Here is a 23,681-nt window from a genome sequence, read left to right on the forward strand (position 1 = left end):
CGGCTCGTAGATCCATCGGTGTCACACGTTGCGCGTGTCTCGTAAGAGGCCGCGCAACTGAATTTCGCGCGCTCTCACCCCGCTGTTCAGGGGACGCTGGACTTGCACACGGGCATTTCCAGGCCTGACCGCAGGCAGCACGTATTCGCCGGCGTCCAGATCTCCTTTCGAATGCTTGCGCAGGGCCACGCCTGCCATATCTTTACAATCGGCCGGCTCATTAAGGTTAAGAAAGGTCTAACCCTGATGCCGCCGCGGTTCGGCGCTAGGATTGCGACGTCGTCCGAGAGCCATGGCCGGAATGTCCCGGTCCGGGACGGCTAGGCCCGTCGGCGGCACAGGAGAGGCAGCATGAACGGCTTCGATGTCACGTTCCGGGACGATCGGGACTGGGTCGATTTCGGCAAGACCTACGTCAATTCCGAGGCGTTCAAGACGCTGTTCCGCGACGGCATGCTGCTCGTGGAGGAGACGGCGGCCTATCTCGATGGCGAGGGCCGGGACGAGTCACGGCTGGTGTCGCGCGATGCCACGCTGAGCTACGCCGCCGAGAGCATGCGCCTGACGACGCTGTTGATGCAGATCGCATCCTGGCTCCTGGTGCAGCGCGCGGTCTCCGAAGGCGAGATGACCCCGGCGGAGGCGCTTCAGGAAAAGCACCGGGTCAAGCTCGGCAGCACCGAGCCACCCAAGCAAGCCGATTTCTCCCTGCTGCCGGTGCGGCTTCAGCAATTGATCCTGCGGGCGCGGCGCCTGCACGCCCGCATCCTGCATCTGGATTCCCTGATCACCGACGACCGCCCGACGCCGATGCCGGTGGAGAGCCCGGTGGCGGCCCAGCAGGGGCTGCTCCGCATGGCGTTCCGGTTCCGCGAAGGGTGAGGGTTGCCGCGCGGTCGAAGCCTTCAGGTCCGACCGCGCGCGATGCTTCAGAAGGCCGGCAATTCCCCTGGCCGCTTCGCGGTGATGTAGGCCCGGATCGTGTCGTTCTGGTAGGCGTGGACGAGCTTGGGAACCCAGGGAGCGTTCCTGTCCGTCTCCCGCACCGCGATGAAGTTGTTGTACGGGTTGTTGACCGACGACTCGATCGCGATGGAATCCTGACCCGGCTTCAGCCCGGCGCCGACCGCATAGTTCGTATTGATGATGGCGGCGTCGAGGTCGTCGAGGCTGCGCGGCAATTGGGCGGCGTCGATCTCGCGGAACTGCAGCTTCTTCGGGTTGTCGATCACGTCGAGCACGGAGGGCAGGATGCCGACGCCGTCCTTGAGCGTGATCAGCTTCTGAGCCTGGAGCAGCAGCAGGGCCCGGCCACCGTTGGACGGGTCGTTCGGGATGCCGATTGACGCGCCGGTCTTCAGATCGCCCACGGCCTTCACCCGCCGGGAATAGAGGCCGATCGGCGAGACGATCGTGTCGCCCACCGCCACGATCTTGTAGCCCTTGGCCTTGATCTGTTCCTCCAGGAAAGGCTTGTGCTGGAAGGCGTTGGCCTGGAGGTCCCCGGCATCCAGGGCGGCGTTCGGCAGGAGGTAGTCGGAGAAGACCACCAGATCGAGGTCGAGCCCGTCCTTGGCGGCGATCGTCTTCACCGTCGCCCAGACATCCTCGGAATCGCTCATGATGCCGACCTTGATCTTCTCGGCCGCGATGGCCGGAGCCGCGAAGGTCAGCAGGATGGCGAGGGCGGACAACAACCAGCGTTTCATGGAAGACGATCCCGAATACGACGCTCGCAGCGTTCGAGCGCGTGCGTTGATGGGTTTGGGTTTCGTTGCGTCACGGACAGATGGCGCGCCGTGATCCGGCCGGGACCGACGGCAGCGACCGGATCCACGGGATCGGGCGTCGCTGAGGGTCGTTGGCCGGGCGGATCATCGACGGCAGGGACCCTACGACGGCGCGGCTTGGCCGGAAAAGTGGCCGGGGAGATCAAGCCTGCCAGCCAGAAGGGTCTCGACATGCCGACGCGGAAGAAAATGCCCTCCGAACGCGTCGAACGAGAACGGCCTCACTGACAAGCCCGAAACTTTGCGACGCCATTCCCGCTGGAAAAACCGTCGCCGGCGCTGAACCAAGCCCCCGCGCGCACAAAAAAAACGGGCGGCCCCGCGAGGAGCCGCCCGTCCTGATTCGTACCGGCGTGAGCCGCCCGGGCTCAGCGCTTGCCGAGGTTGCCGAACCGCGAGTTGAAGCGCGAGACGCGGCCACCGCGATCGAGCATCTTCTGCTCGCCGCCGGTCCAGGCCGGGTGGGTGAGCGGATCGATGTCGAGGTTGAGGGTGTCGCCCTCCTTGCCGTAGGTCGAACGGGTCCGGTACTCGGTGCCGTCCGTCATCACGACCTTGATGAAGTGGTAGTCGGGGTGCTCGGTCCCCTTGGCCTTTGCGGCCGCGTCCTTCGCCATGACCTGTCGTTCCTGTTCTGGCACGCCGGCGGGGAGCGCAGGAGGCGCCGCCCGGCCCGGAATGCGGAAGGTGTCAGCGGTTGCACCGAACCGTGGGTTCGTGGCAACGGCACGTCCAAGCCGACCGTGGTGGCGGCCCGCGGCCATTGAACACGCGCAATCGGATGAGGGGCGGCGTATATCGCAGCCTCTCTCCGGGAACAAGCGCTATGGACCGGGTGGGAAGAGACGCGTGAGGCGTGATGGCCCGTAAGACGAAAGCGGCCGCGGCCGGCCGGCCCAAGGCGCCGCTGAGCGCGCTCCGGCCACTCCTGCCCTTCGCCCTGCGTTACCGCGGGCGGATCGCCGCCGGGATCCTCGCCCTGATCTGCGCCTCGGGCTCGACCTTGGTGGTCCCGATCGCCATGCGGCGGGTGATCGACCACGGCTTCACGACCGACGGCGCGAACGTCATCGATGCCTACTTCCTGGCCCTCCTCGGGGTCGTGGCGGCCTTCGCCCTGTCGAGCGCGGCCCGGGTCTATACGGTCGTCACCCTCGGCGAGCGGGTGGTGGCGGATCTGCGCAGCGCCGTCTTCGCACGCCTGACGATCCTCGATCCCGCCTTCTTCGACCGCTCGCAATCCGGCGAGATCGTCTCCCGGCTCACCGCCGACGCGACGCAGATCAAGGCGGCCTTCGGCGTCTCGATCTCGATCCTGCTGCGCAACCTGTTCCTGTTCGTGGGCGCGACCGCCATGATGGTGATCACCAGCCCGCGCCTCTCCGTGATGGTGCTGGCGGCGATTCCCGTCATCGTGTTCCCGCTGATCGTCTCCGGTCGCGGCGTGCGGCGGCGCTCCCGGGCCGCCCAGGACCGGCTGGCGGATGCCTCGGCCTACGCCGCAGAAGCGGTCGGGGCCGTGCGGACCATGCAGGCCTTCGGACGCTCGGGCACCACGGCCGCCAAATTCGCCGCCGCGTCCGAGGAGGCCTATGGCGCTGCCCGGGATTCGATCCGGGCCCGGGCTCTGCTCACGGGTGTTGCGATCTTCCTGATCTCCGCCTCGGTGGTCGGGGTGATGTGGTATGGCGCGCAGGGCGTCCTCAACCACACGATGACCGGCGGCGAACTCTCGCAATTCGTGCTCTACGCGGTGTTCGGCGCCGGTGCGCTCGGCCAGCTCTCCGAGGTCTACGGCGACCTCGCCATGTCGGCCGGTGCGGCCGAGCGGCTCACCGAGATCCTCGCGGCCGAGCCGGCGATCCGCACGCCCTCCCCGGCCCTGCCGCTGCCCGAGCCGGCGCGCGGCGCCGTCAACTTCGAGGCCGTGCGCTTCGCCTACCCGACCCGACCCGGCCACGCCGCCCTCGACGGGCTGACCTTCGCCGCCGCCCCCGGCGAGCGCATCGCCATCGTGGGCCCGTCCGGCGCTGGCAAGTCGACGGTGCTGCAGCTGCTCCTGCGCTTCTACGATCCGCAGGGCGGCCGCGTGCTCGTCGACGGCACCGACATCGCGCAGGTCGATCCGGAGGCCCTGCGCGCCCGCATCGCCCTGGTCCCGCAGGATCCGGTGGTGTTCTCCGGGACCGTCTCCGAGAATATCCGCTACGGCCGTCCCGAGGCCGGCGAGGCCGATGTCCGGCGCGCTGCCGAACTGGCGAATGCACACACCTTCGTCACCGCCCTGCCCCAGGGCTACGACACCCAGGTCGGCGAGCGGGGCGTGACGCTGTCCGGCGGCCAGCGCCAGCGCATCGCCATCGCCCGGGCGATCCTCAAGGATTCGCCGATCCTGCTTCTCGACGAGGCGACCTCGGCCCTCGACGCGGAATCCGAGCGCGCCGTCCAGGCTGCCCTCGACACCTTGATGCGCGGCCGCACCACCCTGGTCATCGCCCACCGGCTGGCCACGATCCGGGCCGCCGACCGCATCCTGGTCCTCGACGACGGCCGCATCGTCGAGACCGGCACCCACGAGAGCCTGCTCGCTCAGGGCGCCCTCTACGCCCAGCTCGCCAGCCTGCAATTCACGGACGCCCTGGACGAAACCGCCCGCGGCAAGGGACTTCGGACACGCGGTGAACGCATCCCCGCCGCCGAGTGATGTTGGGACTTGGGTGTGTAAGGTTCGGCGACGGAAGGTGTCTATCCGTCGCCCGGAACCGGGACAGGAGCGACAGCGCGGTGTAAAAACCCGCGATGATGACCCGTCTTGACCTCGCCCGCTTCCCCCGCCTGCCGTTCCTCGCGCAGCCGACCCCGATCGAGCCTCTGGACAGGCTGATGCGCCATCTCGGCGCGGCCCTGAACGGCGTGCGGATCTTCGTGAAGCGGGACGACGTCGCCGGGATCGGGCTCGGCGGCAACAAGCTGCGCAAGCTCGAATACCTGCTCGGCGCCGCCAAGGCCGAGGGCGCCGACACCGCGATCACCGTCGGCGCGATTCAATCGAACCACGCCCGACTCACCGCTGCGGCCTCCGCGCAGGCGGGCCTGGCCTGCGAACTGTTCCTCACCCGGAGCGTGCCCCGCCAGGACCCGGACTACACGGGGAACGGCAACCGCCTGCTCGACGACGTGTTCGGCGCCACAGTCCACGAGCTTCCGGGCGAGGCCGACTCGCTGGCGGCTGCGGAGGCCCGGGCGGCAGAGGTGAAGGCGGAGGGCCGCCGCGCCTACGTCTTCCCCTCCGGCGGATCGAGCCCGACCGGCTGCCTCGGCTACGCCAATGCCGCCTCCGAGATCCTGACCCAAGCGGAGGCGATGAACGTCACCTTCACGCAGATCGTCACCGCCAATGGCAGCGCCGGCACCCATGCGGGCCTCGTCGTGGGCCTCGCCGCGATGGACATCGATCCGGTGCTCGCCAAATCCTTTGCCGTGCTCGCCGAGGAGGGCCGCGCCCGCGCCGAGGTGCTGGAGAAGGCCAACGCCACCCTGGCCCTGATCGGCGCGGAGCGCCGGGTGTCGCTGCAGGACATCAACCTCGATGGGCGCCATCGCGGCCCTGGCTACGGCATCCCTACGGAGGGCATGCTGGAGGCGGTCCGGCTGATGGCCCGGACAGAGGGGAAGCTGCTCGATCCCGTCTACAGCGGCAAGGCCTTCGCGGGCCTGCTGCATGACGTGCGCGCCGGGCTCTACTCGTCCGGCTCATCGGTGCTGTTCCTGATGACCGGCGGCACACCGGGGGTGTTCGCCTACAAGGAGACGCTGGCCGGGCGGTAGCACGCCCCGGTCGCCGCGAACCGACGACGAGGCATCCGTTACTTACGCTGAAATCGGCTCATATCGAGGCCGATATAGCCCGTGATATCGGTTGTCTTCAAAAGCCAGACTGCCATTACGAGCACCGGTAGAATTGCCACGGCAAGACTCGTCAGTAGGCCCATGCTCGCAAAAGTCGCGACGAAGGACATGGCGACCACAAGCGCGGGAACGCCGGTCACCTTCAAGTCGGACAGCTTCATCTCGCTGAACCGCGTTTGCAACAGCAGGTCCATCAGTACGCGTGCGCACCACGCCACCGCCGCTCCGGCGAGGCCGAACAGGGAAATCAGGGCTAGGAGGAGGCCGACGAACGGCAACAGCTCCAAGGCATGAATCTTCGCGACCGTGTCGGGGCGTCCACTGGCTTGCAAGAGCGTCCAAGGGATGTAGCCGATGCTGTTGATCCACATCCCGACAAGCAGGATCGATGCGGCCAGATGCGCGTGGGTCGCGAATTCGGCGTTGATCCAGAACGCCAACGCCGGCTGCGCCAGGATGATGGCGGGCGCGCAAGTCAGCGCCATGAGGCCCGCTATGATCTCAAGGGATTTTTCACTGACACGTCGCGCATTGCTCGTATCGAGCACCGCCAGTCTGGGAAACACGGCCCGATTCAACGATGCCGGGATGATCAGAACCTTCGAGGCCATGCTGAAGGGAACGGAATAATACGCCGTCGCCTTCGGTCCGAGCGTCGCGCCGATGATCATCTGATCGAGGCCATTCAGGATCGGCGAAATCATATCCGAGATCGTGATCCATCCGCCATAGCGGAACAAGCCTCTGATATAAGCCGACCGAAAGACCGGCCGCCCAGCCGGATACATCCACTTCACGCAGACCAAGCCGAGCCAGCAGACGTTGAGGGCCCTGGCTATGACGGCCCCCAGGATGGCCGAGGGGAGATCGTGATCGCCGTAATAGAAGAACAGCAGCGGAAGGGTTTGCAGGACGATCGACCCGACCGACTGCTGCACGTTCAATTCCAGGAACATCTCCTGGGATTGAAGACACCCGGCGAAGACACCGCCCAACAGGCCGACGGGGAAGAACAGCGCGACCCATGGCAGGGACCGCACGATCTCGCTCTGCAACTCCAGAGAGTCGGCGAAGTGGGCGGCCGACGCTGACGACACGACGTAGAAACACATCGCCGAGAGCAGCCCCAACCCCAGGTTCAACCCGCAGGCGGTGTAGAAGACGCTGGTTCTCACAGCCAGCGGCTGATCGTTCAAGGACGACAATCGATAGGCTGTCGCCCGTGACAACCCGAGATCGAATACCCCGAAATAACCGAAGGCCAGCCAGATCAGCGAGATCAGGCCATATCGCGCCTCACCGACCAGTTTGATGTAGATTGGGACCGTTAGGAAGGCGATGACGATCGGCGCAATGCTGCCGGCCAGATTGTACATTGCATTGTGATGTATTTTTTGCCGGCCATCAATTATTCGCCACCCGTCGCCCCATTCGAAGTACGCCGAACATCAAATCTTTCACAAACAAGCGCCAGCTCAGACCGCCTCGGCGATACGCTCGATACCCGCCGTGGCGTAGGAGTTTCAGGCAGCGCGAAAGACGGCTGAGCGGGCGATCGCGGGTATAAATGTCGATGCGATCCGCCTCGAACTGCGCGATCGCATTCCAGTATGAGGACGCCGCCCTGGCCTGATCGCGCAGTCGCGATGGGGAATCCGATGCGGCGAGGTCCATCAGGATTTTCGAACGGTGCGCCGCCACGGCATCGCGCCGGAGATTCTTATGGGCGGCCACACCCAAATACTTCGAAATTTTATGGACCAAATGCGCCTTTAGATCAGGGGTCTCGTTTTTATCATGGCGGCGATAGAGAACCAAAGGCTGCGGATCGACAACGATTCGCCCGAGACTGGACGCGAGAAAATAAATCCATAAGTCGTGTGACAGGGATCCGTGCCACTCGAACGTGTGTCCACCACGGTCGTCCGCGTCGAACAGATTGAAGACGTCGCGTCGGAATACCATCGAGAACCCGTAAAAGACGCCCCACGGTGGGAGCGTCAGCGGGCCCAGAACGGACCTCGTCCGAACGCCTTGCGTGAATCGTCCCGCTGCCGCGCCCGTTGCGTCGACGATTGTTGCGCCATGCACATAGAGGTCGGCGTCGAACGCCTCGATCGTTCTCAACGACACTTCGAGTTTGTTGGGAAGCCAGATATCGTCCTGATCGCAAAACGACAGATACGCGCCTGTGGCCTGTTTCGTCGCGCTCAGGAAATTGCCGCCGTACCCGAGGCGCGTCTCGTTCTCGATAATCTTGACCGGGAACGGAGCCGTTTTCGCAAAGCCTTTGACGATCTCAATCGTGTCGTCGGTCGACGTGTCATCGGAGACGATCAACTCGGCGGGGAGATGCGTTTGCCTGGCGATGCTGTCGAGTTGCTCAGAGATAAATCGCCCACCGTTGAAGGTGGCCATAACCACCGAAACGCTGAATTTGGTGTCCATCGACAAATACAGGCGACCTTTTAGATACAAAGTGACCAGTTATCATTACTAAATGTCTATCAAACATGGAAGCTCAGGAGTCAATACGATCCTTGATCGGCTCCCGGCGACGTCCCATACGGCGCGCTTCGGTAGCGGCAGGTCGGGCCGGGAAATCGAATTCAGCGAACCCGTCGACCAGACTGCCGAATCGCGACCTTCTGCGCAGCCCGGGGGTTCGGACGGCCAGCCGCTACCGCTCGGTGAGCTTCATCTCGATCCGCCGGTTCCGCGCGTAGGCATCTTCGGTGGTGCCGGCGTCGAGGGGCTGGAACTCACCGAAGGCGCCGGCCAGCAGGTGCTGAGCCGGGATGCCCTTGCCGGCGAGGTACTGCACCACCGCGATGGCCCGGGCGGCCGAGAGCGCCCAGTTCGAGGGAAACTGCGCGGTGTTGATCGGCCGTGCATCGGTGTGGCCGTCGACCCGCAGAACCCAGGGCAGGTCCGCCGGGATCTGCTTGGCGAGATCGGCGATGGCCCCGGCGATCCGGTCGAGCTCGGGGCCGGCCTCGGGCTTCAGCGTCGCCGAGCCGCCTGGAAACAACACCTCGGATTGCAGCACGAAGCGGTCGCCGACCACCCGGATATCCGGGCGGTTGCCGAGGATCTGGCGCAAGCGCCCGAAGAAGTCCGAGCGGTAGCGAGCCAGTTCCTGGACTTTCTGGGCCAAAGCGACGTTCAGCCGGCTGCCGAGCTCGGCGATGCGGACTTGCGATTCGCGATCGCGGGTCTCGGAGGCGGCGAGCGCATCCTCGAGCGCCGCGAGCTGGCGGCGCATGGCGCTGATCTGCTCGTTCAGCAGGTCGACCTGGGACAGGGCCCGCTTGGTCGCGCCCCGCTCGGCCTCGATCTGCTTGTCGAGGGCGCCGGCAGCGCCCTGGCTGACGGTCGCGGCCTCGGCCTGGGACTTGGCCTGGTCGCGCTCGGCCTCGACGCCGGCCAGCGTCGTGCGGAGGCTGCGCACCTCGTCCTCCTGGTTGCGGCGGTTCGAGCGCTCCAGGGCCAGCAGGTCGGTGAGGTCGGCGATCTGGCGGTTGAGCTTGACCAGCGTAGCGTCCCGCCCGGTCAGCTCCTGCGACAGGAAGAACTGCCCGACCACGAAGACGGTGAGCAGGAACACCACCGCCAGCAGCAGCGTCGCCAGCGCGTCGACATAGCCGGGCCAAACGTTGAGGGGGCGCCGGGACCGGGCCGCGGTCGAGGCCACTACACGCGCTCCCGGCCCAGCCGGTCGAGCACCTGCTTGAGTTCACGCTCGCGGCTCGCCTGGGCCTCGACCCAGTCGCGGATCATCTGCTGCTCCGCGCGCATGTGCTGAACGAGACCCTGGATGCCCTCGGCGAGGTTGGTCATGGCCAGCGTCGCCGCCCGGCCGCCACCACCTTCGGAGACGATGGCGGTCAAACGCTCGATCGCCTCCTTGAGGTCCTGGGAACCGGCGGCGACGGGCCGGATCGCGCCCGCTGCTGCGGGCTCGGCCACCGCCTGGCCGGAGAGCAGCCAATCCTGCAATTCGTTGTGGAACCGGGCATGAGCCTGGCCGGCCTGCAATTCCAGGAAGCCGGTGATCAGCGAGGAGGCGAGGCCGAACAGCGAGGCCGAGAAGGCGAGGCCGATCCCGGAGAGCGGGACCGCCAGCCCGGATTTCAGCTCGTCGAACATCACCCCGGCATCGCCGCCGCCGCGCATGCCCTTGATTACCCCGCCCACGGCCGAGAGGGTGTCGATCAGGCCCCAGAAGGTGCCGAGCAGGCCGAGCAGGATCAGGATGCCGGCGATGTAGCGCAGCATCTCGCGACCCTCGTCGAGGCGCGCCGCGATCGTATCGAGGTAGCCGGAGGTGCCGGGCAGCAACACCCCGGTCTTCCGGGCCGCGATCATCGGCACCATCGGCGCCAGCAGCGTCGGCGGCTTCCTGGCCTGCGCCCCGGTCGCCACCGCATTGACGTAGCTGACCTCGCGGAACAGCCGCATGACCTGCCCGAAGGCGATCAGCACCGCGATCAGGAGCACCCCGAGAATCAATCCGTTGAGGCCGGGATTGGCCAGGAAGGCCGGGGTGATCTGCCTGAACAGGATGAACGCCAGGAAGCCCACCAGGATCAGGAAGATGACCATCCGACCGAGATAAATCCCGGGCCGTGCCAGCGGCTGTATTTTATTCTCGTTGTCGTCGCGGGCGGCCATCGGTCGCTCTAGCCTGATCTCATTGTGGAACCGCCGACAGGCGGGCTCCGTCGCAGCCACTGTGGGGGCAGCCCCGCACGCGATCAAGTCTCGCCACGGACACGCTTGTGTGGCGTTCGCGTGGTTCGGAGCCGATCCTGTCCGTGCCATGGCGGATGCCTCAGGCGAACGCGCGGCACAACCGGACCATTGGGGGTAGAGGCTGTTGGCGGCTCGATCGCGGCCGCCACGCGAGAAGGGCTTTGGTTCGATAGCGCGTCCCGCGCCGTCATCGCGAGCGCAGCGAAGCGACCCAGAGAAACGCTACGTTCGGAGATCGCCTGCTGTCTCGGTCTGCTTCGCTGCGCTCGCAATGACGGTGGAAGGGATTTGGCAGCGCGTCGAACCAGGTTCGCACAATTATTGCCGCCGCTCGGAAGTTGTGCCTACCGGTTCTGATAGTAATCCCAGACCAGGAAGGCCGGGAATGGGATCATGATGGCGAAGAAAATCCAGTCGAACATCTGAGGCATGGCGAGATCCATTCATTCGGGGGTCTCTGCAATCTACCGATGCGAACCGCCGAAGTTCCTGGAGCGGGCGCCCGCCTGCCCGGCTAATCCCAGAAGTGGGGTCGGCTTTCTTCGAGGTTCGGTCCGAGCCGAACCGCCGCGACCTTGATGGCGAGGCCATCCGCCTGGGTCTCCACCGCGACGCCGCAGAGCGTGGCCTCGCCGCCGGCCACTTCCCAGCGGGAGCCCGGCGTCTTCTGGATCATCCGCCGGATCGGCTCGTCCTTCTGCATGCCGATCACCGAGTCGTAATCGCCGCACATGCCGGCATCCGACATGTAGGCGGTGCCGCCGGGCAGGATCCGGTGATCGGCCGTGGGCGTGTGGGTGTGGGTGCCGACCACGAGGCTGGCGCGGCCGTCGAGGTAATGGCCGAAAGCCTGCTTCTCGCTGGTGGCCTCCGCGTGGACGTCGACCACCACGGCGTCGGCAGCGGCCCCGAGCGGGCAGGCAGAAATCTCACGCTCGACGGCGGTGAACGGGTCGTCCATGGCGTCGAGGAAGACCCGGCCCATCACGTTGACCACCAGCACCCGGGCGCCGCCCTGCGTCTCCACCACGGTGGCGCCGCGGCCGGGGGTGCCCGGCGGGTAGTTCGCCGGCCGCACCAGGCGCGGCTGTCGGGCGATGAACACAAGCGCCTCGCGCTGGTCGAAGCTGTGATTGCCGAGTGTCACGGCGTCGGCCCCGGCCTGGATCAGCTCGTCACAGATCGACTCGGAGATGCCGAAGCCGCCGGCGGAATTCTCGCCGTTGACCACGACGCAGTCGAGCCGCCAGCGCTCCCGTAGCTTGGGCAGGCGCTCGCACACGACAGTACGGCCCGGGCGACCGATGACGTCGCCGAGAAAGAGCAGCCGCATGGATCAGGACTTCCTGTCGAACCGGGTCACACCCGATTCGGTGATCACGAACTGGAGTGGCCGGTCATGCGGCTCGGCCGGCACGCGATCAACCCGCTGGACGGCGAATCCGACCCCGACGGTGAGGACGGGCCGTGTGCGGGACAGCCGCGTGATCGCGCCATCGTAGTAGCCGCGGCCATAGCCGATGCGCTGGCCTGTGCCATCGAAGGCAGCGAGCGGCACGATCAGAGCGTCGGGCTCCACCGGTGGCAGGGATGCGTCCGGCTCGCTCAGGCCGAAGCGTCCGGCCACCAGCGCGTCCCCGGCCCGCCATTCCCGGAAGATCAGTCCGTCCGGGGTGACGTGCGGCAGTGCGACAGCCTGGCCGCGGGCAAGGAGGCCCTCGGCGGCGGGACGCGGATCGACCTCGCTGCGGATCGGCCAATAGGCGCCGACCAATCGGGCCTCGGCGAGTTCCGGTAGGGCGAGGAGCGCCTGGACGATGCGCGCAGAGGCGTCGAGCCGAGCAGCCGGTGCGAGCGCGTCGCGCGCAGCCAGTGAGGCGCTGCGCAACTCGGCCTTGAGGACCGCATCGGTCTTGGAGAGGCCGGCTTCAGGAGAGGAAGAGTGCGGAGCCACGTGAGCCGTTGGAGGATCGATCCCGGGAAACCTACAGAGTAGGTGGGCGCCGTGTTGGCCAAGTCCAGGGACGAGGCCAGGGACAGCTCCCGAGGGAGTCGATAAGGCCCCGGGGAAAGTGCTCCTGACGAACTCTGCAGCCCCGCATCCGCAATGTAGCGATCTCGGGGGGCTCCCGCCAGGGCCGGGGGAAGCGAAATATCGACGGGCCGCGATCAGCCCGGCCACTCGCGTGCGGTGAGAATCTCAGCGCGCCCGGTCGACCGCTCCGGCGATGACCGCACGGGTGCCGGCCAGGATCTCGGCCCGCACGGTTTCGGTGGGGGCCGCGTCCCAGAGCCGGATCAGTTCGATCAGGCCGGCCTGCGGCATCAACGCGGGGTCGGTGAAGAACGTGTCGACCGGCACACCGACGACCGCGGCAATCCGCGAGAGCTTGTCGCACAGGGAACGCCGCACAGGCGCATCGGGCCGGATCGTCACGTTCACAGTCATGGAACAGCCACCCTGATGGACCGAATTCCCACGATATCAGACATTCTCAAACCGGAATTCAATCTATGCAATTAATCCATCCGAATTAAAGCACGTATAAGTTGCGTTATCCACCATAGGGATACGGATCCGCCAACCGGATACCGTTTTGGCGACTGAAAGCGCCAGGTCGACAGGCCGAAGCAATCAGGCGCGGCGCGGGATCCGGATCCGCGGCGCCCGTGCCGAGCCGTCGATGCATTCGAGGCCGCCGCCGGTGTTCAGGGTATGGAGGCGGCTCCCGGACCAGGACGGGCCGGGCTCGACACGGCCGATCAGGGTCTGGGCGAAGCCCTCCGGGTCGAGGCGGTCGATTCGTGCCAGCCCCAGGGCGCGGCCATACCCCTGCGCGCAATCCTGAACCGGGCGGATCAAGCGGCCGCCGCGCGCGACGATGCGCCCGGCGGGCCGGGCGGTGGCGGGGTCGATCAGCACCGGATTGGCCGGATGCGGCGTAAAGGGGCCGCGGAAATCGGGGGCCGACCAGAGACACAGCGCGTCGTGGTAGGACCCCGAACCCGCGAGCGCGTTGGGGCCGGCATCCCGCGAAGTGGCGAAGATCCACCAGCGGCCGTCTCGCTCGAGGAGTGTCGCGTCGCTCGCGACCACGCCCGTGAGCAGCGTCGCCTCCTTCACCCAGCCACCGGGGTAGCGGGTCGCGCGGTAGAGATCGACCGTGCCGGACGCCGAGCTCTCAGGCACCATCCAGGCCTCGCCGTCGCGCTCGAACACGAACGGGTAAGAGAGGTGATGGGCCTCCTCCAGTACCGGGACAGGTGTGCCTTCGGGGCCGTGCGGACCGAAGCGAACGGCGGAGATGATCGCCTTGCCGGTCGCGTGCGGGAATTCCTCGACGAAGACGTGCGTGCTCCCGGCGAAGGCCATGGGGAATGGGTCGGCATAGAAGCGGTGGCCATCATCCGGCAGGGTGTTCCAGCCGGTCTCGGGATGGCGCCCGAGATCGATCAGGTCAGGCCCGTCGAGGCGGCGCCAGCCGCAGCGCCAATGCGGGGCGCGGTAGCAGAGATGGTACAGGCGGTGGACCACAGCACCGGCCAGCATCCGGGCGGTGCGGCGGCCGAGTTCAGTCCCCGACAGGGTCCGTCCAGGCTCGGAGGGCGGCACGGGCGCGGCCGAGACGGGCGCGCTGGCCCCGGCTGCCCGGCGGTCCAGGGCGGCCACGACCAGCGTCACCGTCCGGGCGAGCGCGTCGTCGACACCGGCGAGCAGGATGCCCGGCCGGTCGGTCCCGAGCCGTCCCGCGGCGAGGATTTTCCCCGCCTCAATAAGAGTCAACCGCGGCACAGCCCCGGCGAGTAGGCTCGCCATCAGGGCGCCGTCGCCGAGCCGATCGTCATAGGCGATCTGCCAGACCGCCGGGCCGGACGGGAGATCGCCGCACAGGTCGAGCACCAGATCGGGATTCGCGTCGGGCCGCCGCCATGGGTTGAGGGCGGTCGGCGGCAGGCGTTCCGAGCCGAGGCGCGGCAGACCGTGGATCAGGGCCTCCAGGCGGAACAGCAGTTCGATCGTGTCGGGCCATCCGTCCGGAAGCGCAGCGGCATCGACGCTGACGGCCCGGATGCCGGGGATGTCGGCGATTCGCTGCAGCAGGGCGATCTGCCAGCGGCGCGGCTCGGCGCCGTCCAGACGAACTCTCACATGCATGATGAGCGCCCTCACTCATAGCGCTCGCCGCCGAAGTGGATCCCGGTTTGGCGAAAGAGAGCGCGTGGCATCAGGATGCGGAAGCCGCACGCGGTCGCGTGCAGCTTCGTGGCGACGATCCGCCGGATGGCGCCCGCGGATCCGATCTAATTCCCAAACGGTAACGGGAACGATAACTCTACCGGCAGCCGAATTGGGATGAGGGCGTTTACCAGATGCCGAGTAATCGGCGTTTGCGCCGACGACCCTCGGCAGTCTTGAGGGATTGTCAGCAGTCCGCGCGACTCTTGCAGTTGAGGATGGAGCCCGCGAGGGACCGACCGAGTTCGAGACGATGGTGACCGATCGTGGCACAGATCGACCGTAACATTGCCGTCGCGAGCTGGCTTGCGCCGGTCCATTCGGCACAGCCGGAGCGGGCGGGCCCGACCCGGCCCGACACCACCGCCGAGTTCGGCGACCTGTGGCGCATCCTGTGGCGGCGCAAGCGCACCGTGCTGGGAACAGCCCTGGTGCTGGGCCTGCTGGTCCTGGCCTATGCCCTCATCACCCCGTCCCTTTACACCGCCACCGCGCAGATCCTGATCGACCCGCGCGACCGGCAGGTGGTGCTGAACGACGTCAATCCGGGTGCCCTGTCGCCGGACGGCGGCATCGCCCAGGTTGAGAGCCAGGTGAAGGTGATCGAGTCCGACGCAGTCCTGGGCCGGGCCGTGACGCAGGCGGGGCTGGAGAGCGAGCCGGGCTTCGGGGTCGCCCAGCAGGGCCTGATCTCCCGCACCGTCGCGTCCCTGCGCGAGATGGTGCTCGGGCCGAAGGCGGAGCGGCCCGTGGATCCCCGCGGCCGGGCCCTCGACCAGCTGCGGCGCAAGCTCGCGGTCAAGCGCGCCGACAAGGTGTTCGTGATCGACGTGGTCGTGACCACGGTGGATCCGGATCTCTCGGCCCGGATCGTCAACGCGATCGCCAACGCGTACCTCGCCGACCAGACGGAGGCCCGCTCCGATGCGGCCAAGCGCGCTTCGGGCGACCTGCGCGGGCGCCTCGACGAGTTGCGCAACGCGGTGAACGCCGCCGACAAGAAGCTCGAGGATTACAAGGCGCGCAACGGGCTGATCGCCTCGAGCGGCCGGCTCGTGAACGAGCAGCAGCTCACAGATTCGAACGCCCGGCTGGTCGCAGCGCGCGGTCGGACCGCCGAGGCCAAGGCGCGCCTGCAGGGCATCAAGGATGCGCGCGGCCAGGCGATCGGCTCCGGGGCGATGCCGGAGGCGGTCCAGTCCTCGGCGGTCGACCGGCTGCGTGGGCAATATGCCGAGCTCGCCGCGAAGGAAGCGGATCTGCGCACCAATCTCGGCGAGCGCCATCCCTACATAGCCGCCGTGCGCACGCAGATGCAGGACGTCCGCCGCCTGATCGACGCCGAGCTGAACCGCATCGCCGGCGCGGCCGAGACCGAGTACCAGCGCGCCCTGGCGAACGAGAAGTCGATCGCCGCCGATCTGGAGAAGCTGCAGCGGCAATCGGCGGTGACCGCGCAATCCTCGGTCCAGCTGCGTGAATTGGAGCGGGAGGTCGAAGCCGCCCGCACCGTCTACAACACGTTCCTGGTCCGCACCCGCGAGATCAAGGAGCAGTCGGCCATCGACAGCTCGAACGCCCGCATCATCACGTCGGCCCGGCCACCGCAGGATGCGAGCTGGCCGCCGCGGCTGATCCTGGTCGCCGCCGCCCTGGCGGGCGGCCTCGGGCTCGGCGCCGGCCTCGCGCTGACGCGGGAATATCTGGAGCCGACGGTACTGTCGCCGCGCCAGCTGGAGCGTCTGTCGAACGCGCCCGTCGTGGCGGTGATCCCGGGGCTGCAGCCGGGCGGGGCCAACACGGCGGCTGCAAGCTTCACCCTGGACCATCTCGCCACCGCGGCGGGCACCCGCGGCCGGTCCCTGGCGCTGCTGGTCACCTCCGGAGAGGCGGAGGCGACCGAGCGTCGGGCGGTGATCGCGCTGCTCGCCTCGGTGGCGGTGGGACGCGGCGACCGGGTGCTGCTGGTCGATGCGGACCTGCGCGCCGACGGCGCCGGCACGGCCGGCCTCCTCGACGTGCTGCGCGGCGAGCAGAGCCTCAACGCGGTGACGCAAATCGATGCGAAGACCGGCGCCCGGCGGATCGGGCTCGGCGACACGCAGAAACCGATCCGCGACGCACTGGTGCCGGCCAATATCGAGCGCTTCCTGGCCGGCGTGAAGGGCCGTTTCGAACTGGTGATCGTCGACGGCGGCGTGTTGTCCGAGAACCTGCGGCTCGGTCCGATCGCGGCGGCAGCGGACCGGCTTCTGCTGGTCGTCTGCAACGGCGCCACCCGCCAGCGTGACCTGATCGACCTCGTCGACACCTCCGAGGCTCTGGGCCGCCCCGTCTCCGGCTCCCTGCTGCTTGACCGGCGCAGCGCGTGAGCACGGCCCGGCCAGCGGGCTTCGCGCACCGGCAGGCGGCGCGGTCGCGGCCGGAACCGCGCCTGGGAGGCCTGGCGCGATTCGAATCGTTGGCCTTCCTGCTGCTGACCGTGGTTCTGGTCGGCGTCTCGGGCGGCCTGCTCTGGGCCCTCGGCCTCAACTACGACGGGATCAGCGGGTCTGCGCCCTCGAAGATCCATCCGGCAACCTACATGGCGGTGGCGCTCGTCGGCTGGACGATGCTGCGCGCCGGCAACCCGGTGATCCCGGTGGCCCAGGCGCTCAACCGCCGCCCGGCCTGCGTGCTCCTCGCCACCTGCGGCGTGTTGCTGCTCGTGCTGATCGCGGCCCGGGGCGGCACGGGGCTGGCCGGCTCGATCGACACCTTCGTGTTGGCCGGGCTGATCCCGATCCTGCTCATGGATCGCGACACCGCGACCCTGCGGCGGATCGAGACGATCTTCCACCTGATGATGCTCGCCAACGCGCTGCTCGGCCTGTTCGAGTTCGCCAGCGGCCAGCGTTTCTTCCCCTTCCGGTTCGACGGCATGGCGTTCGAGACCGACACGCGCTCGGCCGCACTCCAGGGCCACCCGCTAGTCAACGCGACCCTCACCGCCTGCTACATCCTGGCGCTCGCCAAGGGCGGCGGCCGGCTGAACCCGGCGCTCCGGGCGGGAATGATCGCCGTTCAGCTCGTGGCGCTCGTCACGTTCGGCGGCCGGTCGGCGACGGTGACGACCCTGGCGCTCGGCGGGATGGTCGCGCTGTTCGCCCTCAACCGCACCCTGCGGAACAACCGGATCCCCCTGATCGGGGCGGCCTGTGCCTGTTTCGTGCTGACGGCGCTGCCGGTGATGGTCGCGGTGCTCGCGGCAGTGGGGTTCTTCGACACGCTGCTCAGCCGGTTCGTCTCGGACGGCGGCAGCGCCCAGGCCCGGGTCGACATGCTGGCGATCTTCGACGCGATCCCGTTCCGGCAATTGCTGCTGGCCCCCGACCTCCTGCAGGTGAGCACCCTGCGGCGGATCTACGGCCTGGAATGGGGCATCGAGAACTCGATCGTCTCCGACGTGCTCTACCACGGCATTCTGGTGACGACGCTGCTTGTCGTCGCGGTGGGGCTCTATCTCGGCGAGATCGCCCGGAACTGCCGGCGCGGCGTCTGGCTGCCGATCCTCACCTTCGTGATCCTGATCAACACCTTCGAGGGCCTGGCCGGCAAGACAACCATGCTGGCGAAGTTCGCGCTGATGCTGATCGTGTTGTTTCCGCCGGCTGCGACCCGGGAGCGTGGCTGACGCCGCTGCGGGCCCTCCCCCCGGTCCCCCCTTCTCATCCTGGGGCGCGAGCGCTGCGAGCCGCGAAGGAGCCCTTCAGGAATCGCGCGGCTGGCTGGAGGCCTCCTCCGAGGCCCTCGCTTCGCTTCGTCGCCTCGGGTTGAGGGGGTGGGTGGAAAGAGACGCCTCTGGGCGAACCCGCTTACGGACGTCTGCCAAGCCCCAGCGCCGCGACCAGCGCCGGATCGATGGCGTGGGTGTCGTCCATCAGACCGAGCCCGTCGAACAGGTTCCAGAAGGACCAGCCGAAACCCGCCTGCTCCGCTGCCCGCCGCACGTCGCCGAGATAGGCGGTCCGGTCGGCGGCCCGAGAGGCCGTGTAGCGGGCATCGGTGCGCAAGGCTCCGAACTCCCCCATCAGCACATGCCGGGCCGGGATCCCGTAGAGGTCGGCCCAGGCCGAGACCGGGGCCAGTTCCTTCGCCAGATAGGCCGGTCCCGGCTCCGCCGCGCCATACTCGCGCAGCTTCGCCTCGATCACCGCGAGGTCCTGGGCCTTCTCGGCCTGCGGAATCTTGGGGTCGGCCGCCATGCGGGCTCGGACCGCCGCCAGGGTTTCGGGCAGGCGCGCCGGATTGCCCGGCCAGGGCACGGCGTTCAGCCAGCGGTAGAACGGTTCCTCGGTGAGCCAGGTCGCGCCCTGGTGGGAGAACAGGTACGGCTCGTAGAAGTGGAAAGTGTAGAGCAGCGGCCCGAACCGGGCGAGGGTCGCCGGGTCGAGGCTGGTCAGACCGGAGACCAGGCTGCCGCAGGCGCCGGTCGCCACCAGGGTCAGGTCCGGCGCGGCCTCCCGGGCGGCGGTGAGAAGCCCCGCCTGGACCCGGGTCCAGGCGCCGGCCCCGCAAGCCTGCGGCGGCTCGTTCACCGGCTCCAGCGCCACCCGGCCGCTGCCCTTCCGGGCGCAGAGCCGGGCGAGTTCGGCGATCAGCGCGCGATAGGTCGGGTAGAGCGGCGCCCGATCGGAGCCGTAAAAGGCGTCGGGCGTGTAATGGTGTGTGGCGGCATTCGCCTGAACGTTGACGAGGACACGCATCCCGGTCGCCAACACCGCGTCGATCGCGTTGGACAGCATTCCGAAGAGTTCGGAACGGCGTGCGCCCGTGAACGCCACGAACGGTCCGGGATCCAAGGGAAGCCGCGTGAAGTCGAAGCCGAGCCCCGCGAGCCGGCGCAGGTCGTCGTGGGTCGGGATCGGGCGATCGGCCTGGAACGGCGGCCAGGCATAATCGGTCCGGGGCGCCGGAAATTCGGTTGTCAGCGAGAACCACGGCCACAGGGCAATGCCGCGGCGGAGCGGTAGCGGCTCAGTGACGGCCGAGGCCGGGAGCGCGCAGGTCCCTGCGGCCGCGAGGCCGCCGGCCGCCGGGCCCCGCGGGCTCGCCCTCATCCGTCCGTCCCAGCCGTGGCCCGGGCGGGGCTTGCGTCGACCCGGGATCTCGCCGCCGCCGAAGCAGGCGTCGGGAAGCCACCGACCCGGCACAACTCGCTCTCATAGGCCGCGAGCACGTCGTCCCAGCGGAAGCTCTCGGCTCGCGCCCGCGCCGCCGCGGCAGCGGTCGCCACCGCAGCGTCGTCGGCGATCACACGCTCGATGGCGTCTGCACAGCTGGCGCCGTCCGTGAAGTAGAACTGGCCGTCACCGGCGGTACCGCGGTTGAACGGGTTGTCGTGGGCGATCACGGCATTGCCGGCCCACAGCGCTTCAACCAACGACGGGTTCGTGCCACCGACGGTGTGACCGTGGAGATAGGCGCGGGCGTGGACGCGCAGGCTCTGGACCAGTTCCGGCTCGTAGATCGCCCCCGGCATCAGAACCTCCAGCCCGGCGGCGTCCTCGACCGCCCGGTGATAGGCATTGCCGACCTTCAGGGTTCCCAGCACCACCAGCCGCATGCCCCTCGGCTTGCGGGAGAACGCTTCGACGAGGGTCAGGATGTTGTTGTCGGGCTCGATGCGGGCGATCGAGATCAAGTAGCGGCCGGGTTCGAGCCCGAGCGGCGGCGGCCTCAGTTCTGCCGGGGGCGGATCGCCTGCGTAGGGGATCGTCGCGATGGCCTGCCGCGGGCGGCGGCGGGCGAGATGGTCCGCGATGGCCGGATGGTCGGCGACGAGCCGCTGCGACGACCAGGCCGCGATCCACTCGCTCACATAGAAGAACGCCCGCACCGGCAGGGGCCATTTCGGTCGGCGCCACTCGATTCCGTCCATGTTGGCCAGAATCCGCCCCCCGCGCGCGCGCAGGTACGGCAGGAACGCCGCGCCGTTGTAGCCGAGGACGAGGCAGACGCCGCCCCGCGCCGCCGCGTCGCGCACGCAGAACGCATCGAACGCCAAGGTCGCGGCCGGGCCGCGTAGGGCCACCTCGCCGGTGATCAGCGTGATGCCGTTCCAGGTTCGGGTCGAGACCCGATCCCGCACCCGTTCGACCTCCTCCTGACAATACACGCCGACCCGCCAACCGCGATTGGCGAGATAGAGCGCGAGTCGTTCCGCGAAAGTCTCGAAGCCGCCATGGGCGGCCGGAATCCCGCGCGTCCCAAGAATAAGTAGTGTGGGCGCATCGACGGGCACGGCTCTTCCTTTTCTGTGAGCGGCTCATATTGTACAGCGATAGGAATAACGGTCGCCTAAATAGGCGATACAACCCACGGTTGTTACATCCTGATAAGTATTCATCTTATGGTAGATAGTTCGATACTCGCGACATCTTCTAGCTCAGTTGGCACCGGCCCGGCATCGCATCCCTTCGCCCTGCGCCCGGATTCCGCCCAGACCCTGCGCCGCGACGCGTTCCCCGCCGAGGCGCGCGCCACCGGGACCACGGGGACGTTCGCGTTTCGGCGCGCTCCGGCGCTTGGCCCGGTCACGCGCATCACCTGCGTGCACCAGGGTTTCGAGCTCTACGGTTCGGATCGCTGCTTCATCGAGACGGTGCGGACCATCCGGGCCGCTCATCCGGCCGCGCAGATCGACGTAGTCCTGCCCCGGCACGGGCCGATCGTGGCGGCGCTAGAGCCCTATGCCAGCGCCATCATGATCGAGCCCCTATGGATCCTGCGGCGGAAGAACCTCGCGCGGCTCGCCACGCTGGGGATGATGGCACTGCCCTTCGCGATGGCCCGGGCGCTTCGGCGCATCCGCAACAGCGACCTCGTCTACATCAACACCACCGTGGTCGCCGACTACCTGCTGGCCGCCCGGTTGCTGCCGGGGCGCAGCATCGTCCACGTGCATGAGATCCCGGAAGGCGCCGTGCTGAAGGTCCTGCGCGGGCTGATCCGCTGGAGCGGCGCCAACGTGGTGTTCAATTCCCGCGCCACCGAACGCACCTACGCCCTGCCCGCGGAATCGACGGCACGCGTCGTCTATAATGGTATCGCCGGGCCGACAGAGCCGAATGGTCGGGACTATGACGGCACGCGCCGCCTGCGGGTGCTGATGCTCGGCCGGATCAGCCGGATTAAGGGCCAGGACGTTCTGGTCGAGGCTTTGGCTTCCCTGCCCGAGACCATCCGCAGCCGGATCGAGCTCAAGATCGTTGGCAGCGCCTTCGAGGACGCCGCCCGCGAGGGTGCGCTGGCCGCACGCATCGCCGAGACCGGCCTGTCGAAGCAGGTCACGCTCCAGCCCTTCGTGGACGATCCGTCCGAACTCTACCGGTGGGCCGACGTGGTGACGATGCCGTCGCAGCGCCCGGAATCGCTCGGCCGGGTGGCGATCGAGGCGATGTCCTACGGCGTGCCGCCGCTGGTCACCGATATCGGCGGCCTCCCGGAGGTGGTGGCCGACGGCAAGACTGGCTGGATCGTCCCCCCCGGCGGCCCGGAGCCGATCGCCAACGTGCTCGCCCGCATCGCCACCGATCCGGCCAGCTGGCGCGGTTTCGCCCCGGCGGCCCGGGCGCGCTATGAGGCGCTGTTTTCGGAGGCCTCGGCGGCCGAGGGGATCGACGCCATGGTGCGGGCGACCCTGCGGCGGGCCCGCAACAGCGACGCAGCGGTGACGGTGGAACGGACCGCGCGCCCGACGGCCTGACCGCGGCGTTTTTGCTTGTCGCGCGGTTGCGACCGGAATTCGACTGCCATCGATCTTCGGTGGACAATCACCGGTGCTGTCGGATTCGGTAAGTACCAGTCGATGATAATGATCGCCTGGCCAGACGCTGGCGGCCCGGCGGCTTTGTCGGAGCGGCGGGTCCCGCTCGCCGCGCGCGTCGGGCGTCTGAGAGGTTAGTCCGGCCGTTGCCCGCCGGCATGCGGGCCGGCCCGGCGGAGGGAACGCCTCGTCATGGATGTCGTCCAGTTCATCACGCGGATCATCGACAAGGTCTCGGCCGAGAACCTCGTCGCCGCCGGCCTGCTATTCGCGACCGCGTTCGGCTGCGCCCTGATCGCGTACCTGCGCACCGCGGAACGCTACTCGTTCGCCGAGTTCTTTGAATTCGCGCTGCCGCACGCGGTGATGACCCACCCCTCCGCCCGGGCCGACCTGCTGTTCTACATCACCCGCAAGGCGATCATGCCGTTCCTGCTGATCCCGGCCGGGGTCACCTTCGTGGTGGCGGTGGGCTACGCAACCAATCGGGTGCTGGGCACAATCTTCGGCATCGACCAGCCGGTCTTCGGCGAGCCCGGACCGGTGACCGTAGTGCTGTTTACCCTCACCATGCTGCTCGCTTACGACTTATCCTACTACCTCTACCACACGGCCCAGCACCGCTACCCGTTCCTGTGGGAGCTTCATAAGGTCCACCACTCCGCCGAGGTGATGGTCGGCATCACCAAGGACCGCGTCCACCCTCTCGACGAGCTGATGAACCGCGCCTGGGATGGGGTGATCCCGGGGATCTGTTTCGGCATCTGGAGCCTAGTCGCCCTGAACCCCGTCGAGCTGACGGTGTTCGGGATCAACGTCTACATCATGCGCAACATCCTGATGATGGACTTCGTGCGCCACACGCATTTCAAGATCTCGTTCGGGCGGCTCAACGCCGTCATCCTGTGTCCGCACTGGCACCAGCTCCACCACTCGACGGCGCCACAGCATTACGACAAGAACTTCGGGCTGCTGTTCTCGTTCTGGGACCGTCTGTTCGGGACGCTGCACGTCCCGCATCCGAACGAGGACTTCACCTTCGGCCTCGTCGATCGCGATGTGGCCGACTATCAATCCCTCTCGGGGCTCTACCTCCTGCCCCTCAAGAAGATGGGCCGGCGGATCGCCCGGCAGGTTCGGCGCCTGCGCGGCATCCCGGCTCAGCCTCGCTCTGGCGCCTGAT

19 protein-coding genes and 1 other RNA gene are annotated in these 23,681 nt (G+C 67.8%); 7 read left to right on the forward strand and 13 right to left on the reverse strand.

From position 1 onward, the window contains the following. Positions 1-351: 351 nt before the first annotated feature. Positions 352-882, forward strand: coding sequence for a DUF1465 family protein (locus tag AO398_RS24535; protein ID WP_058194775.1), 531 nt, complete (start codon positions 352-354; stop codon positions 880-882). Positions 883-929: 47 nt separating this feature from the next. Here AO398_RS24535 and AO398_RS24540 read toward each other — a convergent pair whose 3' ends face one another. Next, positions 930-1,709 carry a MetQ/NlpA family ABC transporter substrate-binding protein gene (locus AO398_RS24540; protein WP_058194776.1) on the reverse strand — a complete coding sequence of 260 codons (780 nt, stop codon included), beginning with the start codon at positions 1,707-1,709 and terminating at the stop codon, positions 930-932. Between the two features lie 449 nt (positions 1,710-2,158). After that, positions 2,159-2,407, reverse strand: coding sequence for a 50S ribosomal protein L31 (gene rpmE, locus AO398_RS24545; RefSeq protein ID WP_010682778.1), 249 nt, complete (start codon positions 2,405-2,407; stop codon positions 2,159-2,161). Positions 2,408-2,649: 242 nt separating this feature from the next. On the opposite strand from rpmE, the gene AO398_RS24550 reads away from it, so the two are divergent. After that, complete coding sequence (locus tag AO398_RS24550; protein WP_058194777.1) at positions 2,650-4,494, forward strand: ABC transporter transmembrane domain-containing protein; 1,845 nt, start codon at positions 2,650-2,652, stop codon at positions 4,492-4,494. Positions 4,495-4,589: 95 nt separating this feature from the next. Then, complete coding sequence (locus tag AO398_RS24555; RefSeq protein WP_152997639.1) at positions 4,590-5,618, forward strand: pyridoxal-phosphate dependent enzyme; 1,029 nt, start codon at positions 4,590-4,592, stop codon at positions 5,616-5,618. A gap of 38 nt (positions 5,619-5,656) precedes the next feature. Here AO398_RS24555 and AO398_RS24560 read toward each other — a convergent pair whose 3' ends face one another. The 9 genes from AO398_RS24560 to AO398_RS24595 form a co-directional block, all read right to left on the reverse strand. Next, positions 5,657-7,075, reverse strand: a complete 1,419-nt coding sequence (locus AO398_RS24560) for a flippase (protein WP_058194778.1) — start codon at positions 7,073-7,075, stop codon at positions 5,657-5,659. Between the two features lie 28 nt (positions 7,076-7,103). Further along, the gene (locus AO398_RS24565) at positions 7,104-8,147 is read right to left on the reverse strand and encodes a glycosyltransferase family 2 protein (RefSeq protein WP_152997640.1); all 1,044 of its coding nucleotides are present in this window, start codon (positions 8,145-8,147) and stop codon (positions 7,104-7,106) included. A gap of 232 nt (positions 8,148-8,379) precedes the next feature. Continuing rightward, the gene (locus AO398_RS24570; protein ID WP_058194780.1) at positions 8,380-9,393 is read right to left on the reverse strand and encodes a peptidoglycan -binding protein; all 1,014 of its coding nucleotides are present in this window, start codon (positions 9,391-9,393) and stop codon (positions 8,380-8,382) included. After that, a complete protein-coding gene (locus tag AO398_RS24575; RefSeq protein ID WP_058194781.1) occupies positions 9,393-10,373 on the reverse strand; it encodes a MotA/TolQ/ExbB proton channel family protein in 981 nt (326 codons plus the stop codon). Before AO398_RS24575 ends, AO398_RS24570 begins: the two co-directional genes overlap by 1 nt. A 595-nt stretch (positions 10,374-10,968) precedes the next feature. Then, the gene (locus AO398_RS24580) at positions 10,969-11,787 is read right to left on the reverse strand and encodes a TIGR00282 family metallophosphoesterase (RefSeq protein ID WP_058194782.1); all 819 of its coding nucleotides are present in this window, start codon (positions 11,785-11,787) and stop codon (positions 10,969-10,971) included. Positions 11,788-11,790: 3 nt separating this feature from the next. Then, positions 11,791-12,408: a 5-formyltetrahydrofolate cyclo-ligase gene (locus tag AO398_RS24585; RefSeq protein ID WP_058194783.1), complete on the reverse strand. Its 618-nt coding sequence runs from the start codon at positions 12,406-12,408 to the stop codon at positions 11,791-11,793. Continuing rightward, a non-coding RNA gene (ssrS, locus tag AO398_RS27820) (6S RNA) lies at positions 12,398-12,554 on the reverse strand. The genes AO398_RS24585 and ssrS overlap by 11 nt, the downstream gene beginning before the upstream one ends. Positions 12,555-12,654: 100 nt before the next feature. Then, positions 12,655-12,903, reverse strand: a complete 249-nt coding sequence (locus AO398_RS24590) for a hypothetical protein (protein WP_058194784.1) — start codon at positions 12,901-12,903, stop codon at positions 12,655-12,657. 186 nt (positions 12,904-13,089) lie between these two features. Next, the gene (locus tag AO398_RS24595) at positions 13,090-14,610 is read right to left on the reverse strand and encodes a hypothetical protein (RefSeq protein ID WP_058194785.1); all 1,521 of its coding nucleotides are present in this window, start codon (positions 14,608-14,610) and stop codon (positions 13,090-13,092) included. A gap of 347 nt (positions 14,611-14,957) precedes the next feature. On the opposite strand from AO398_RS24595, the gene AO398_RS24600 reads away from it, so the two are divergent. After that, complete coding sequence (locus tag AO398_RS24600; protein WP_058194786.1) at positions 14,958-17,063, forward strand: exopolysaccharide transport family protein; 2,106 nt, start codon at positions 14,958-14,960, stop codon at positions 17,061-17,063. 89 nt (positions 17,064-17,152) lie between these two features. Continuing rightward, positions 17,153-18,364: a VpsF family polysaccharide biosynthesis protein gene (locus AO398_RS24605; protein ID WP_244498881.1), complete on the forward strand. Its 1,212-nt coding sequence runs from the start codon at positions 17,153-17,155 to the stop codon at positions 18,362-18,364. A gap of 181 nt (positions 18,365-18,545) precedes the next feature. Here the strand turns inward: AO398_RS24605 and AO398_RS24610 are convergent, their stop codons facing one another. Both AO398_RS24610 and AO398_RS24615 read right to left on the reverse strand, forming a co-directional pair. Further along, the gene (locus AO398_RS24610) at positions 18,546-19,790 is read right to left on the reverse strand and encodes a cellulase family glycosylhydrolase (RefSeq protein WP_058194824.1); all 1,245 of its coding nucleotides are present in this window, start codon (positions 19,788-19,790) and stop codon (positions 18,546-18,548) included. Next, the gene (locus tag AO398_RS24615) at positions 19,787-20,974 is read right to left on the reverse strand and encodes a DUF1972 domain-containing protein (protein WP_058194788.1); all 1,188 of its coding nucleotides are present in this window, start codon (positions 20,972-20,974) and stop codon (positions 19,787-19,789) included. Before AO398_RS24615 ends, AO398_RS24610 begins: the two co-directional genes overlap by 4 nt. A gap of 108 nt (positions 20,975-21,082) precedes the next feature. On the opposite strand from AO398_RS24615, the gene AO398_RS24620 reads away from it, so the two are divergent. Then, on the forward strand, positions 21,083-22,438 hold the full coding sequence (locus AO398_RS24620; protein WP_244498882.1) for a glycosyltransferase family 4 protein: 1,356 nt from the start codon (positions 21,083-21,085) through the stop codon (positions 22,436-22,438). A gap of 252 nt (positions 22,439-22,690) precedes the next feature. Next, a complete protein-coding gene (locus tag AO398_RS24625; protein ID WP_058194789.1) occupies positions 22,691-23,680 on the forward strand; it encodes a sterol desaturase family protein in 990 nt (329 codons plus the stop codon). Position 23,681 lies beyond the last annotated feature (1 nt).

This window comes from Methylobacterium sp. GXS13 (assembly GCF_001455965.1).
Classification (GTDB): domain Bacteria; phylum Pseudomonadota; class Alphaproteobacteria; order Rhizobiales; family Beijerinckiaceae; genus Methylobacterium.

What these genes read in the sequence shown, in the direction of transcription:
- AO398_RS24555 (WP_152997639.1), top strand. Translation starts at nt 4,590, where the DNA reads ATGATGACCCGTCTTGACCTCGCCCGCTTCCCCCGCCTGCCGTTCCTC.
- rpmE (WP_010682778.1), bottom strand. Translation starts at nt 2,407, where the DNA reads ATGGCGAAGGACGCGGCCGCAAAGGCCAAGGGGACCGAGCACCCCGAC.
- AO398_RS24550 (WP_058194777.1), top strand. Translation starts at nt 2,650, where the DNA reads ATGGCCCGTAAGACGAAAGCGGCCGCGGCCGGCCGGCCCAAGGCGCCG.
- AO398_RS24540 (WP_058194776.1), bottom strand. Translation starts at nt 1,709, where the DNA reads ATGAAACGCTGGTTGTTGTCCGCCCTCGCCATCCTGCTGACCTTCGCG.
- AO398_RS24580 (WP_058194782.1), bottom strand. Translation starts at nt 11,787, where the DNA reads ATGCGGCTGCTCTTTCTCGGCGACGTCATCGGTCGCCCGGGCCGTACT.
- AO398_RS24575 (WP_058194781.1), bottom strand. Translation starts at nt 10,373, where the DNA reads ATGGCCGCCCGCGACGACAACGAGAATAAAATACAGCCGCTGGCACGG.
- AO398_RS24590 (WP_058194784.1), bottom strand. Translation starts at nt 12,903, where the DNA reads ATGACTGTGAACGTGACGATCCGGCCCGATGCGCCTGTGCGGCGTTCC.
- AO398_RS24610 (WP_058194824.1), bottom strand. Translation starts at nt 19,790, where the DNA reads ATGAGGGCGAGCCCGCGGGGCCCGGCGGCCGGCGGCCTCGCGGCCGCA.
- AO398_RS24625 (WP_058194789.1), top strand. Translation starts at nt 22,691, where the DNA reads ATGGATGTCGTCCAGTTCATCACGCGGATCATCGACAAGGTCTCGGCC.
- AO398_RS24595 (WP_058194785.1), bottom strand. Translation starts at nt 14,610, where the DNA reads ATGCATGTGAGAGTTCGTCTGGACGGCGCCGAGCCGCGCCGCTGGCAG.
- AO398_RS24565 (WP_152997640.1), bottom strand. Translation starts at nt 8,147, where the DNA reads ATGGACACCAAATTCAGCGTTTCGGTGGTTATGGCCACCTTCAACGGT.
- AO398_RS24620 (WP_244498882.1), top strand. Translation starts at nt 21,083, where the DNA reads ATGGTAGATAGTTCGATACTCGCGACATCTTCTAGCTCAGTTGGCACC.
- AO398_RS24535 (WP_058194775.1), top strand. Translation starts at nt 352, where the DNA reads ATGAACGGCTTCGATGTCACGTTCCGGGACGATCGGGACTGGGTCGAT.
- AO398_RS24560 (WP_058194778.1), bottom strand. Translation starts at nt 7,075, where the DNA reads ATGTACAATCTGGCCGGCAGCATTGCGCCGATCGTCATCGCCTTCCTA.